Origin of the sequence: Paraburkholderia aromaticivorans (genome assembly GCF_012689525.1) — a bacterium.
In the GTDB taxonomy this organism is placed as follows: Bacteria; Pseudomonadota; Gammaproteobacteria; order Burkholderiales; family Burkholderiaceae; genus Paraburkholderia; species Paraburkholderia aromaticivorans_A.
The window spans coordinates 2,409,758-2,422,032 of sequence record NZ_CP051516.1 but is presented as its reverse complement, the minus strand read 5'-3'; the positions used below and the strand labels follow the sequence as shown (position 1 = coordinate 2,422,032).

Sequence of the window (12,275 nt, the reverse complement as noted above, 5' to 3'; positions counted from 1 at the left end):
CTGGCTTCAATGAGACCCTCCGCAATGCCACGACAACGGTTGGCTACGAGATGGCTTTTCCTATTCCGCAAACACTTCCTGCAAGGTTCGCAGGGTGTCCAACATCGCTTTATCGGCAATTGCGCCTTCTTTCTTGACCAACCGCAGTTTGTCAACCGAGCGAATCTGATCCAGCAGAATCAACCCCTGTTTTCGCTTGAACGTCACAGGGATTCGATACGGGGCAGGGCGTCCCTTCGAGGTCATTGGCGCGACGATCGCGGTACGCAGATGGTCATGCATTTCTGGTGGCGATACCACCACGCAGGGCCGAGTTTTTTGAATCTCGCTACCCAGCGTCGGATCAAGGGCGACCAGCCAAACTTCGCCTCGTACTACCATGTAAGCTCCGCGTCGTCGGCATTTCCAAAGTCGCCAATCAACAGCGCGTCGTCGCCGCTTTCAGCGAGAGCTTTGCTTGCTTCGGCCCATCCTTCGCGCGCTTTTTGCCGAGGACGTCGAAGCACAATCGCGTCATTTTCGACTTCCATTTCCACTTCCTTCTCCAATCCCAACTGCGCAAGGACAGGCTTTGGAATAAGCACACCCTGCGAGTTACCCATTCTGCGAATCGTCGTTTTCATCATTTCACCGTGATAACAATGTTATACCGTGAGGTGCGAAGCGTCAACGCAATGTTATGACACGATTCGCCCGCTGTCATTGTCGCTCTATCGACCGTCGTGGACTAAGGCAACCGTGGTAACGGGATAACCCGGCAACGTAACCTATGCCGATTCATGTGCACGGGCAAAGTGCCGGCGCAGCCCACACTCGAAGAAGCAGTGAACGCCTGCGGAAAACCTGCACTATCTGCCTTGCCGCGACGATCGCCTCGTGCTGATCGTGCCGACCGGTCACGTGCTCGAAGGGCGTGAAGCGGTGGCGTTCACCGAGACGCTCGCGTTCGATTACGTCGGCTTGTCGGAATGGAGCGCGATTCACGCGTTTCTAGTACGGGCCGCCGCCGAGGCCGGACGGCCGTTCCGCTTTCGCGCAGAGATGGGTAATTTCGATGCGGTGTGCCGGATGATCGAGGCGACCGTCGGCATCGGCGTGATCCCGGACTCCGTGGCGCGCCGGCTCGTGCCGACCATGCGCATCACCGCGAGCGCGCTGACCGATAGTTGGGCGTTGCGCAGGCTGCATGTCTGCGTGCGCGATTTCGACGCGTTGCCGCTGTTCGCGCGTGAGCTGGTCGATATGTTCGCGGCCGAAGCGCAGGCCGGCAAAGATCACACGCTGACGGCCGGCACGGTGACGCCTTAACGAACCTCGAAGATCGCTTCAACCTCGACGGACGCCGCAGCGGGCAGGGTGGCGACGCCGACCGCCGTCCGCGCATGCCGGCCGCGTTCGCCGAACACCTCGAAGAAAAGATCGGACGCCCCGTTGATCACTTTCGGCACGTCCGGATAACCGGGCGTCGCATACACGAAGCCGCCGACGCGGTGGCAGCAGACCACACGATCCAGATCGCCATCCAGCGCGAGCTGCAATGCCGCCAGCAGGTTCAGCGCGCAGATCTGCGCGGCTTGCTGTCCGGCCTGAAGGTCGTGCACCTCGCCGACCGGGCCGCTGAATCGCACTTCGCCTTCCCATTCGCAGATTTGTCCGGAGAGGAAGACCAACTGGCCGGAGCGTGAAAATGGTTTGAACGCGCCGCGCGGAGCGGGCACGTTCGGCAGGGCGAGGCCGAGCGCGTGCAGGCGGGCCAGGGCGGTGCCGGGGGCGTCGTTCGATGTGGACGTGGTCATGTCGATGTTGAAGGTTTCGATTGAGGTTAAAGCCAGGAGCATTCGGCGCTGAAAAAGCGTGGGTCGATACCCGCCGGTCGGAGAGCCCAATCATGACACGGCCGGGTACAGGGTAGAAACGTGTTAATCAGGCTCAACGCTTCTATGCGAGGTAACGGCAACGATATAGACATCCACGTGGGCGTATGATTTCGCAACCTCTGCCAAACAGGAGTCGCCCATGCAAGCGCGTGTTCACCTTCTCTTCATTACCGTATTGGCCGGTGCGTTGAGTGCCTGCGCACAGACCGGTCCCGTCGAGTTCTCCGCATCGGGCGCGGACGCGCCGATGCTCAATCAGGCGAGCGATATGGACTTCGGTCCGATGGACAGGACGATCGAACAATGCAAAGCCGTGTCGCGGAACGCGGGCCCAGGGCAATGCACGAAAGTTCGCGCATACGAATCGTGTATGAAGAGCAAAGGCTATATCACCGTGCTCGGACCAGAAAACCCGCAGGGCTGCGGCGATCCGGAATGGGAAAAGGATGTACGCAAGTGGCTTCGCTGAAGCAGTACGCCCCGACCCACTGACGTCCGTCGGGCTCCCTTCAAACCACGCCGAGCAACTCCTTCAACTGCGCGGTTCGCGAACGGCTGACGGGCACCTGAGTCTGTTCGGCGTCGTCCATGACGAGATTGACGCTCTCGTCCAGTTTGACCAGTTCGACCGCATATTGCAGGCTCACGATATGGCTGCGATGCACGCGTAGATAGATGCTGCTGTCGAGGCGCAGTTCGAGATCGGCGAGCGAGAGATTGGAGAGGTAGCGGTCGTCCTTCGTGACGATGGTCGTGTAGTGGCCGTCGCCTTGAAAACGCACGATCTCCTTCAGATCGAGCAGGATCACGCGATTCTTGCGGTACACGGGAATCTTGAAGAGACGGCGCGGCGACGGCGCGGCGCCGCCCGTTTGCAGGCCGGACGGTTCGGTGGTCAGGTCAGTGACGTCGTAAAAAATCATGCAGGTGCCGCAGGCGCCGTCGGCGCCGGCCATTTTGGACACCTTGATCATCAGGATCCGGTCCGGAATGTTGATCATCATCGCCACCGGCGGCGGCGACTTGACCGGGCAGCCGCCCGCGTCTTTCGACTGCAGCAGAAAGCGCAGTTTGTCGCGGCTTTTCTCGGGGTGGAGCTGCACCACGTCGATGCCGAATAGCCGGTCTTGTGACACGCCCAACGATTGCTCGCCGGCCGGCCCGAGAATTTGCAGCGCGACGTCGTTGAATGCCGTGACGTAGCCGCGCGGGTCCAGCCAGACGATCCCCGGATTGAACTGCTCCAGCTTGTGCTGGAAGGTCTCTGATCGGCGCTCGGACGCCGATACGGCGGCGGGCTCAGACAATTTCATGCCGGGTCTCCTCACGGGATGTCCACGTTCTCATGCGATTCGTCCTGCCTGATTTTCCTGCTTAACCACTCCCGCCGATTTTCGCGCAAATTTCCGGGCCGTTCACGCAGGTAAACCCGCCATTCAGGAAAGCGGCTTGAAATGCCGCATGGCCTCGTGAATCGTACTCTTCATTTCGTGAATACACGCCGCGCCCGATTCGTCCGGCCATGTCGGCTTTCATGGTCGTTTTCCGGTAGTTGGCGCACGCGAACCACCGTTCGGGAAATCGCATTGAATTGCTGCATTGCATTGTGAAATCCTTGATTACGGGCCGGCGACGTTCCGGGTGGCAGGCGCATGACAATAAAGGAGGCCAGTGTGATCCCTCGTCCGTTCGACTATCACGCTCCCGGCAGCTTGCCGGAAGCCATCGCGCTGCTCGCCGAATATGGCGATGAGGCGAAGCTACTGGCGGGCGGCCATAGTTTGCTGCCCATGATGAAGCTGCGTTTTGCCGAGCCCGCGCATCTGATCGACCTCGGCAAGCTCGTGGAACTCAAAGGCATTCGCGAGGCCGGCGGCGAGCTCCGCATCGGCGCGATGACGACCGAGAACGAATTGATCTGGTCGGAACTGTTGCAGACGAAGTGTCCGTTGATCGTCGAAGGCGCGCGGCAGATTTCCGATCCGCAGGTGCGCTACCGCGGCACGCTGGGCGGCGACCTGTCGCATGGCGATCCGGGCAACGACCATCCTGCGCTGATGATGGCGCTCGACGCATCGTTCGTGCTGGCGGGCGAGCGTGGCGAGCGCGTGGTGCCGGCCAACGGCTTTTTCCTCGGCACGTACGCGACGCTGCTCGAACCCGGCGAAATCATGACGGAGATCCGCATCCCGCTGCCGGACGCGGGCACCGGCTATTGCTACGCCAAGCTCAAGCGCAAGACCGGCGACTTCGCGACGGCCGCCGCGGCGGTGACGCTCCGCGTCGAATCAGGCACGGGCGCAGTCAGTCACGTGCGGATTGCTCTGACGAATGTCGCCGAGACGGCCATTCGCGCATCGGACGCGGAGCAGTTTCTATCAGGCAAGCCGCTCGATGATGCCGCCATCGCCGAAGCCGCACGCCTCGCCATGTCCGCCTGTGCGCCGGTCGCCGATTTGCGCGGCGACGTCGAGTACAAGACGGCGATGGCGGGCGAGATGACACGCCGGGCTCTGGCCACGGCTTACGCACGCACCGCGCACTGACCGCGCGCAACGAACCCGGTTTCCGGAGACTGCGACATGAGCAAAAAAACCATGGTGTCGTTCACGCTGAACGGCCAAGAAACGGACGTGATCGTCGAGCCGCGCGAACTGCTGATCCATACGTTGCGCGAAAAATGCCTGCACACCGGGCCGCACATTGGTTGCGAGACCTCGCATTGCGGTGCCTGCACGGTCGACTTCAACGGCATGTCCGTCAAGTCCTGCACGATGCTGACGGTGCAAGCCGAAGGCGCCACTGTGCTGAGCGTCGAAGGCCTCGCGCAAGGCGGCGAACTGCATGCGCTGCAAGAAGGTTTCATGCAGGAGCACGGGCTGCAGTGCGGCTTCTGTACGCCGGGCATGCTGATGCGTGCCTACCGTCTGTTGCAGGAAAATCCCGATCCGAGCGAAGCGGACATCCGTTACTGGATGGCGGGCAATCTGTGCCGCTGTACGGGCTATCAGAACATCGTGAAGGCGGTGCAATACGCGGCGCGCAAGCTGCGGGGTGAGGCGGTCGAAACATCGCATCCGCTGATGTCAGCGGAAACCCACTGACGACCGGGAGAACGTGATGGGCAATCTGGACACCAATCTCGATCGTCTCGCCGCACTGGAAGGCATGGGCTGCTCGCGCAAACGCCGCGAGGATCCGCGCTTCATCCAGGGCAAGGGCACGTACGTCGACGACGTGAAGATGCCGGGCATGCTGTTCGGCGTCATGGTGCGCAGTCCGTATGCGCACGCTCGCATCAAGAGAATCGACAAATCGCGCGCGCTCGCGCATCCGGGCGTGCATGCGGTGCTGACCGCCGACGACCTCAAACCGCTCAAGCTGCACTGGATGCCGACGCTAGCCGGCGACGTGCAAGCCGTGCTCGCCGACGAGAAGGTCTGCTTCCAGAATCAGGAGGTCGCCTTCGTCGTCGCCGACGACCGCTACGTGGCGGCGGACGCCGCGGAACTGGTGGAAGTGGAGTACGAGGAACTGCCGGTCGTGGTCGATCCGCTGACCGCGCTCGCCGCGGACGCGCCGGTGATCCGCGAGGACATCCAGGACAAACAGGCCGGCGCGCACGGCGCGCGCAAGCATCCGAATCACATCTTCACCTGGCAGATCGGCGACAAGGACAAGACCGACCGCGTGTTCGACAATGCGGACGTTACCGTGAAGCAGGACATGCTGTACCCGCGCGTGCATCCTTGTCCGCTCGAAACCTGCGGCTGCGTGGCCTCGTTCGACAAGGCGCGCGGCGATCTCACGGTTTACATCACGTCGCAGGCGCCGCATGTCGTGCGTACGGTGGTCGGCTTGCTGTCGGCGATTCCGGAGTCGAAGATCCGCATCATCTCGCCGGATATCGGCGGCGGCTTCGGCAACAAGGTCGGCGTGTATCCGGGCTACGTAACGGCGATCGTCGCCTCGATCGTGCTCGGGCGGCCGGTCAAATGGATCGAATCGCGCGCGGAGAATCTGAGCAGCACCGCCTTCGCGCGCGACTATCACATGACCGGCGAACTCGCGGCGGATCGCGACGGCCGCATCAAGGCGTTGCGCGTGCACGTCACCGCGGATCATGGCGCGTTCGACGCGTGCGCCGATCCAACCAAATGGCCCGCCGGCATGTTCCATGTCTGTACGGGATCCTATGCAATTCCGAACGCGTTCGTGTCGGTCGACGGCATCTATACCAACAAGTTTCCAGGTGGCGTCGCGTATCGATGCTCGTTCAGAGTCACGGAGGCGGTCTATCTGATCGAGCGGATGGTCGATGTGCTGGCGCAAAAGCTCGGCATCGACAAAGCCGAAATCCGGCTGCGCAACTTCATCCGCAAGGAGCAGTTTCCGTACACGACGCCGCTCGGGCTCGAATACGATTCGGGCGATTACGAACCGGCGCTGAAGAAAGTGCTTGCGGCCGTCGACTATCCGGCGCTGCGCGCCGAGCAGGCCGCGCGGCGCTCGGACCCGAACGCCGAATGGCTGCTCGGCATCGGCATCGTCAACTTCACGGAGATCGTCGGCGCCGGGCCGTCGAAGATGTGCGACATCCTCGGTGTCGGCATGTTCGATTCGTGCGAGATCCGCGTGCATCCCGACGGTTCCGCGATCGCGCGCATGGGCACGATCACGCAAGGGCAGGGGCATCAGACCACCTACGCGCAGATCATCGCGTCGGAGGCGGGCATTCCGGCATCGGTAATCACGGTCGAAGAAGGCGATACCTCCACCGCGCCGTATGGCCTCGGCACGTATGGCTCACGTTCGACGCCGGTGGCGGGCGCGGCGGTCGCGCGTGCGTCACGCAAGATTCGCGAAAAGGCACGGCAGATCGCCGCGCATCTGCTTGAAGCGAGCCCGAACGACGTCGAATTCGATCTCGATCGCTTCGTCCTCAAGGGTTCGCCCGGTCAGTTCAAGACCATCAAGGAAGTGGCGTGGGCCGCGTATAACAACGTCCCCGAAGGACTGGAGATGGGCCTTGAAGCCGTCGATTACTACGATCCGCCCAACTTTACTTTTCCGTTCGGCGCATACGCGTGCGTGCTGGAGGTGAATCGCTATACCGGCGAAACGCGGGTGCGCCGGTTCTACGCGCTCGACGATTGCGGCACGCGGATCAATCCGATGATCATCGAAGGACAGATCCACGGCGGTTTGACGGAGGGCTTCGCGGTCGCGATGGGACAGGAGATGCCCTACGACGAGGCCGGCAATCTGCTCGGCGCCACGCTGCTGGATTACTTCGTGCCGACTGCCGTCGAAACGCCACATTGGGAGACCGACTACACGGTGACGCCGTCGCCGCATCATCCGATCGGCGCGAAGGGCGTGGCCGAATCGCCGCACGTGGGCTCGATTCCGTGCTTTACGGCGGCGATGGTCGATGCGTTCGCGCATCTGGGCGTCACGCATATGAATATGCCGCACAACGCGTATCGCGTCTGGCAGCAATGCCGCGCGCTCGGACTCACGCGGCCGTGACGGTAAACGCCGACGCAACGGGACGTGTAACGCCACACACGCAAAGGATGGTCCGATGAAAGTCGTACTCGAAAAGGTGTTTCCACTGGCCGCCACGGCGGACAACGCGTGGCAACTGATGCAGGACATCGAGGCCGTGGCCGGCTGCATGCCGGGCGCGAAGATCACCGAACGCATCGACGCCACGCATTACAAAGGGACGATTACGGTGCGGCTCGGCCCGGCCACGATGTCGTTCAAGGGCGATATCGAAGTGGTGAATCTCGACGCGGCGGCGCGCAGCCTGCATCTGATCGGCAAGGGCAGTGACGCGACAGGCACCTCGGCGGCGTCGATGGATCTGGTCGCCGCGGTGCAGGCCACGGGCGAGACTTGCGAGCTGACCGGCAAGAGTGAAGTGACGATGAGCGGCAAGGCCGCGTCGCTCGGCGGCCGGTTGATGGGGCCGGTGTCGGAGCAGTTGCTCAAACAGTTCGTGGCGAATTTTGCGGCGCGCTTGCAGAGCTTGCCGGTTCAGCAGAACGCGTCGTCTGCGAGCGCGGCGACCGAAGGCTCGCAGCCCTCGCTTCCCGTCACGCCCGACGTTGCCGTGGCGATTAAAGGTTCGCAGCCTCCGAGTCCCGTTGCCCCCGAGGTTGCAATGCCGACTGAAGGCGACCAGCCTCCGCGTCCTGTCATGCCCGAAGCTGCAGCGCCAACATCCGAACTCAACGGTTTCTCGTTGACGTGGGCCGTCATACGCGACTGGTTGCGCGGGATTTTCTCCCGCAAGACGGCTTGAGGACGCCGCGCGATCATGGCCACCGACCGCATGCACGACCTCGTCGATCTGCAGGCGCAGCTTGCGCGGCACGGCTTTATCGCCGAGCGCAGCTTCGCCGCGACCCTGTTGCTGACGATGGAAATGCGCCGCCCGTTACTGCTGGAAGGCGAGGCCGGCGTCGGCAAGACGGAGGTCGCCAAGGCGCTTTCGCGGCTGCTCGACACGCGGCTGATCCGCCTGCAGTGCTATGAAGGCCTCGACGCGCATTCCGCGCTCTATGAATGGAACTACCAGCATCAACTGCTGGCGATCAAACTACTGGAGCAGGACGACCGGCCGATTACGGACAAGGAGCAGGACATTTTCTCCGAGCGCTATCTGCTCAAACGGCCGCTGCTCGAAGCGATCACCACGACGCCGGCGCCGGTGTTGCTGATCGACGAAATCGACCGGACCGATGAAGCGTTCGAGGCCTATCTGCTCGAGTTGCTTTCCGACTTCCAGATGTCGATCCCGGAGCTAGGCGTGATTCGCGCCGCCGAGCGGCCTTTCGTGATTCTGACCTCCAACGGCACGCGCGAAATCTCGGATGCGCTGCGCCGCCGCTGCCTTTATCAATACGTCGACTATCCCGGCTTCGAGAAGGAGTTGCTGATCGTGCGCACCCAGATTCCAGACGTGCCGGATAAGCTCGCGCGGCAAATGGTCGAATTCGTGCAGTCGGTCCGGCAAATGGATTTGCGCAAGAAGCCGGGACTCGCCGAGACGCTCGACTGGGTTGCCGCGTTGCTGCGCCTCGGCGTGAGCGCATTCGACGCGGACGGGGTCGAGCGGATCATGGATTCACTGGCCGCGCTCGTCAAAACGCGCGAGGACCAGGCGGGCCTGACACGGCCGGTCGTCGAAAAACTGGTGGCGTCATGTTGAGCAACGTCGACAACGCCAATAGCGCCGGCGCGAGCCGCCCCCCGCCGCCGGATCTCGACGCGGCGCTGATGACCCGCTATGCGGGCTTCGCCGGCTGGCTGCGCACGAACGATTTTCATGTGACGAGCAGCGACGTGGCTGCCTCGATGGAAGTCGCGCTGCGCATGGGTCAACTCGACAGCGAGGTGTTGCGTTGGAGCCTGCGCGCGTTGCTCTGTTCGCGAGCGCAGGAGTGGCGGCGCTTCGACGCATTGTTCGACGCGTATTTCTTCGTGCCGAACCGCCGTCAACTGGTCGAAACACGCGCCGGCGGCGCGGGCCGGATCGAGGCGAACCAAGCCACGGGGCCGCGTGACGGCAGCGAAGGCACGCCGCTATCGCTGGCGGCCGGGCGCGGCGGCGTCGCGGCGGAGCCCGACGGCAGCACCGCGGAGCAGGGCGCCTCGGAAGACGAATCGTTGGCGCATGCGGACTTCCGCCATCTGAACCAGCCCGACGAACTGTTCGCGATCGACGCCGCGATCCGCCGTTTCGCGCAGCGTCTGCAAGGCATCCAGTTGCGCCGTGAGCGGCGCGCGAACGCCGGGCGCGTGATCGACATGGCGTGGACCGTGCGCCGCAGCGTCTCGCGTGGCGGCCTGCCGCTCGATCTCGGCTGGCGCCGCAAACGGCGGCTGCGGCCGCGCATCGTGCTGCTGCTGGACGTGAGCCGTTCAATGAGCCTGTACAGCTTCTTCTATCTGCGGCTCGCGCGTGCGCTCAGCGCGCGGGTGTCCGACGTGCATTGCTTCATTTTCCATACGCGCCTCGTGGGCGTCGAGCAGGCGCTGCGCGACCCGGACCCGTGGCGTTCGCAGGAGCGCCTGCAACTGCTGTCGGCGGGATGGGCGGGCGGCACGCGCATCGGCGATAGTCTCGACGAGTTCAATCAGCAGCACGCTACACGCCTGCTGCATTCGCGCACGGCGGTCGTGGTGGTCAGCGACGGTTACGACGCCGGCGAACCCGAGCGCCTTCAGCAGGCGCTCGCCGCGATACGGCGCCGTTGCCGGTGTCTCGTGTGGCTCAATCCGCTGGCGAGCCGCGCCGATTTCACGCCGGCGAGCGCGGGCATGCAGGCGGCGCTGCCCTATATCGACCTGCTGGCCGGCGCGCGCGATCTGGCGAGTCTGGAGCGCGTGTTGCCTCAAGTACTGTCGGTCTTGCAATGAGGGTTCTGTAATGAGCACCGAAACCCTTCTCCAACTCGAACAACGGCTGATTGAAGCGGCGCGGCCGTTCGCCGTCGTGACCGTGATTCGCGCGGCGCCGCCCACCTCGGCGTGGGTGGGCGCGCAGGCGCTGGTCGACGGTGACGGCGCGCTGCACGGCTGGATCGGCGGCGGCTGCTCGCGGGCCATCGTGATCGAGGCGGCGCGGCAGACCATGCGCGCGGGCCAGCCAAAGCGCGTGCGGATCAGCAACGAACCCGGCAGGCCCGAAGCCGATGTCGAAGCGCATGCGATGCCGTGCGCGAGCAACGGCGTGCTCGAACTGTTCATTCAACCGACGCTGCCCGCGCCAGCGGTGCTGGTGCTCGGCTCGACACCGACGGCGCTCGAAGCCTGCGTGCTGGCCCAGCGAATGGGCCTGCGGGTCTGCGCGGCGGCGAACGTCACGGCGCCGCTGGCGGCGCTCGGTCTGTCGCGGATCATGCAAGGTTTCGATAGCGCCGCGTTCGATCAGATCGAGCCGCAGTTGATTCTGGTTGCCACTCAGGGCGACAGCGACGAAGCCGCGCTCGAAGCCGCACTGCGCAGCTCGGCCGATGCCGTGCTGCTGGTCGCAAGCCAGCGCAAGGCGGACCGGTTGCGCGACGCGATGCTGCTGCGCGGTATCGCGCCGGCGCGTTTAGCGGCGCTGCATTCGCCGGCGGGTCCGCATATCCACGCGCACACGCCGCAGGAAATCGCGCTGGGCGCGGTCGCGGGACTCGTGGCGCTGCGCCGTGAACTGGAACTGGCCGCTGCAGCCGCTGCCGACGCAGGGCATTGCGTCGAGGGCGAAGCGGTGCCGGCGTTGCCGCCGTGCGAAACGCCGGCTTCGATCGACGCGCCCGCCGCGCGCTATACGAACCCCGTCTGCGGGATGGCGGTCGAGATCGCATCGGCGAGACACGTGCTCGACTATGGCGGCGAGCGCGTCTATTTCTGCTGCGACGGCTGCAAACTCGAATTCGAGCGCGCGCCCGACAAGTATCTTGCGATCGCGCAGGGCCGCACCCAACTGGAAAAGACATGAGCGACGCCTGGCAGGTCGCCGCGCTGCACCGGACGCCGACCTTCTCGGCGGTGGTGCTGGCCGCCGGCATGTCGTCCCGGATGCAAGGGCAGCACAAGCTGCTACTGCCGGTGGACGGACAGCCGGCTATCAGGCGCACGGTGAGCGCACTGTGCGCGGCCCGCCCCGAGCAAATCGTGGTCGTCACTGGCTATAAAGGGCGGGCCGTCATGGAAGCGCTCGACGGTCTGCCGGTCAACTTCCAGAGCAATCCGCGCTACGAGGAAGGGCAGATGACTTCCGTCGCCGCCGGCGTGGCCGCTCTCACGGCGCCCTGCAACGTGGTGCTGGTGTGTCTGGCCGACCAGGTGCTGCTCGATGCCGCCGACTACCGCGAGTTGATCGACGCGTTCGCCGCGATGCCGCGCGGCTCGATCCTCGTGCCGTTCTTCAATGGGCAACGCGGCAATCCGGTGGCGTTCTCCGCGAGCTATGCCGCGGAAGTCGTGAGCGGACACGTGAACCCGGGATGCCGCAAGCTGATTGCGGAGCATCCCGACGAAGTGTTCATCCACGAGGCCGCGCACGACCGCTTCACGATCGATATGGACACGCCGGAGGACTATGCGCGTGTTCTGGAGCGGTTGACGTCGGTGGGAGAGAAGCTGATTCGCGTTACTTCCGGAGGCGGGTAATGCCGGCGCTGTCTCGCGCACGACGCCACGAATCTGGACGCAGCGGGTGATCGTGGTGTCGGCCGACGAGATCGTGGCAACCATCGGACGATACATCGAGCTTCGCGCGATGGGCTACGTGCCCCAATCGTCGCCGCCTGAAGCTTCGCGCCGCGATCAGCGCGGCGCTTGCCGGCCTTGCATCCGGTTCTGGTGAGAATAGAGTGCTGGCGGACCGGCTTG

15 protein-coding genes are annotated in these 12,275 nt (G+C 63.9%); 10 read left to right on the top strand and 5 right to left on the bottom strand.

Annotated elements, in window-relative coordinates; translation table 11 throughout:
• Positions 1–60: 60 nt before the first annotated feature.
• Positions 61–381 carry a type II toxin-antitoxin system PemK/MazF family toxin gene (locus HF916_RS39030; RefSeq protein WP_168794065.1) on the bottom strand — a complete coding sequence of 107 codons (321 nt, stop codon included), beginning with the start codon at positions 379–381 and terminating at the stop codon, positions 61–63.
• The gene (locus tag HF916_RS39025) at positions 375–623 is read right to left on the bottom strand and encodes an AbrB/MazE/SpoVT family DNA-binding domain-containing protein (protein ID WP_168794064.1); all 249 of its coding nucleotides are present in this window, start codon (positions 621–623) and stop codon (positions 375–377) included. Before HF916_RS39025 ends, HF916_RS39030 begins: the two co-directional genes overlap by 7 nt.
• Before the next feature lie 253 nt (positions 624–876).
• Here HF916_RS39025 and HF916_RS39020 point away from each other — a divergent pair, with 253 nt between their 5' ends.
• Positions 877–1,308 (top strand): LysR substrate-binding domain-containing protein, encoded by a 432-nt coding sequence (locus HF916_RS39020; RefSeq protein ID WP_240975683.1) that lies wholly within the window; start codon positions 877–879, stop codon positions 1,306–1,308.
• Here HF916_RS39020 and HF916_RS39015 read toward each other — a convergent pair.
• Complete coding sequence (locus HF916_RS39015; RefSeq protein ID WP_240975682.1) at positions 1,305–1,886, bottom strand: RidA family protein; 582 nt, start codon at positions 1,884–1,886, stop codon at positions 1,305–1,307. The genes HF916_RS39020 and HF916_RS39015 overlap by 4 nt on opposite strands.
• A 130-nt stretch (positions 1,887–2,016) precedes the next feature.
• Here HF916_RS39015 and HF916_RS39010 point away from each other — a divergent pair, with 130 nt between their 5' ends.
• On the top strand, positions 2,017–2,346 hold the full coding sequence (locus HF916_RS39010) for a hypothetical protein (RefSeq protein WP_168794063.1): 330 nt from the start codon (positions 2,017–2,019) through the stop codon (positions 2,344–2,346).
• A 40-nt stretch (positions 2,347–2,386) separates the two neighbouring features.
• On the opposite strand, the gene HF916_RS39005 is transcribed toward HF916_RS39010, so the two are convergent.
• Together HF916_RS39005 and HF916_RS39000 are read right to left on the bottom strand one after the other, a co-directional pair.
• The gene (locus HF916_RS39005) at positions 2,387–3,190 is read right to left on the bottom strand and encodes a LytTR family DNA-binding domain-containing protein (protein ID WP_168794062.1); all 804 of its coding nucleotides are present in this window, start codon (positions 3,188–3,190) and stop codon (positions 2,387–2,389) included.
• 61 nt (positions 3,191–3,251) lie between these two features.
• The gene (locus HF916_RS39000; protein WP_168794061.1) at positions 3,252–3,413 is read right to left on the bottom strand and encodes a hypothetical protein; all 162 of its coding nucleotides are present in this window, start codon (positions 3,411–3,413) and stop codon (positions 3,252–3,254) included.
• A gap of 137 nt (positions 3,414–3,550) precedes the next feature.
• Between HF916_RS39000 and HF916_RS38995 the strand changes: the two genes are divergently transcribed.
• From HF916_RS38995 to HF916_RS38960, 8 genes are read left to right on the top strand one after another with little or no spacing between them, the layout of a single operon-like run.
• The gene (locus HF916_RS38995; protein WP_168794060.1) at positions 3,551–4,423 is read left to right on the top strand and encodes an FAD binding domain-containing protein; all 873 of its coding nucleotides are present in this window, start codon (positions 3,551–3,553) and stop codon (positions 4,421–4,423) included.
• A gap of 36 nt (positions 4,424–4,459) precedes the next feature.
• Positions 4,460–4,981 (top strand): (2Fe-2S)-binding protein, encoded by a 522-nt coding sequence (locus HF916_RS38990; protein WP_168794059.1) that lies wholly within the window; start codon positions 4,460–4,462, stop codon positions 4,979–4,981.
• A 16-nt stretch (positions 4,982–4,997) separates the two neighbouring features.
• The gene (locus tag HF916_RS38985) at positions 4,998–7,409 is read left to right on the top strand and encodes an aerobic carbon-monoxide dehydrogenase large subunit (RefSeq protein WP_168794058.1); all 2,412 of its coding nucleotides are present in this window, start codon (positions 4,998–5,000) and stop codon (positions 7,407–7,409) included.
• A gap of 55 nt (positions 7,410–7,464) precedes the next feature.
• Positions 7,465–8,190: an SRPBCC family protein gene (locus HF916_RS38980; protein ID WP_168794057.1), complete on the top strand. Its 726-nt coding sequence runs from the start codon at positions 7,465–7,467 to the stop codon at positions 8,188–8,190.
• A gap of 15 nt (positions 8,191–8,205) precedes the next feature.
• Positions 8,206–9,099, top strand: coding sequence for an AAA family ATPase (locus HF916_RS38975; RefSeq protein WP_168794056.1), 894 nt, complete (start codon positions 8,206–8,208; stop codon positions 9,097–9,099).
• Positions 9,093–10,310: a vWA domain-containing protein gene (locus HF916_RS38970; protein ID WP_168794055.1), complete on the top strand. Its 1,218-nt coding sequence runs from the start codon at positions 9,093–9,095 to the stop codon at positions 10,308–10,310. Before HF916_RS38975 ends, HF916_RS38970 begins: the two co-directional genes overlap by 7 nt.
• A 10-nt stretch (positions 10,311–10,320) precedes the next feature.
• The gene (locus HF916_RS38965; RefSeq protein WP_168794054.1) at positions 10,321–11,379 is read left to right on the top strand and encodes an XdhC family protein; all 1,059 of its coding nucleotides are present in this window, start codon (positions 10,321–10,323) and stop codon (positions 11,377–11,379) included.
• Complete coding sequence (locus HF916_RS38960) at positions 11,376–12,053, top strand: nucleotidyltransferase family protein (protein WP_168794053.1); 678 nt, start codon at positions 11,376–11,378, stop codon at positions 12,051–12,053. Before HF916_RS38965 ends, HF916_RS38960 begins: the two co-directional genes overlap by 4 nt.
• Positions 12,054–12,275: the final 222 nt, after the last annotated feature.

Bases quoted from the DNA above. Each gene is read 5' to 3' on its own strand.
- HF916_RS39000 (WP_168794061.1), bottom strand. From the start codon at position 3,413: ATGAAAGCCGACATGGCCGGACGAATCGGGCGCGGCGTGTATTCACGA.
- HF916_RS38980 (WP_168794057.1), top strand. From the start codon at position 7,465: ATGAAAGTCGTACTCGAAAAGGTGTTTCCACTGGCCGCCACGGCGGAC.
- HF916_RS38975 (WP_168794056.1), top strand. From the start codon at position 8,206: ATGGCCACCGACCGCATGCACGACCTCGTCGATCTGCAGGCGCAGCTT.
- HF916_RS38970 (WP_168794055.1), top strand. From the start codon at position 9,093: ATGTTGAGCAACGTCGACAACGCCAATAGCGCCGGCGCGAGCCGCCCC.
- HF916_RS39030 (WP_168794065.1), bottom strand. From the start codon at position 381: ATGGTAGTACGAGGCGAAGTTTGGCTGGTCGCCCTTGATCCGACGCTG.
- HF916_RS38985 (WP_168794058.1), top strand. From the start codon at position 4,998: ATGGGCAATCTGGACACCAATCTCGATCGTCTCGCCGCACTGGAAGGC.
- HF916_RS39025 (WP_168794064.1), bottom strand. From the start codon at position 623: ATGAAAACGACGATTCGCAGAATGGGTAACTCGCAGGGTGTGCTTATT.
- HF916_RS38990 (WP_168794059.1), top strand. From the start codon at position 4,460: ATGAGCAAAAAAACCATGGTGTCGTTCACGCTGAACGGCCAAGAAACG.
- HF916_RS38965 (WP_168794054.1), top strand. From the start codon at position 10,321: ATGAGCACCGAAACCCTTCTCCAACTCGAACAACGGCTGATTGAAGCG.
- HF916_RS39010 (WP_168794063.1), top strand. From the start codon at position 2,017: ATGCAAGCGCGTGTTCACCTTCTCTTCATTACCGTATTGGCCGGTGCG.
- HF916_RS39005 (WP_168794062.1), bottom strand. From the start codon at position 3,190: ATGAAATTGTCTGAGCCCGCCGCCGTATCGGCGTCCGAGCGCCGATCA.
- HF916_RS38960 (WP_168794053.1), top strand. From the start codon at position 11,376: ATGAGCGACGCCTGGCAGGTCGCCGCGCTGCACCGGACGCCGACCTTC.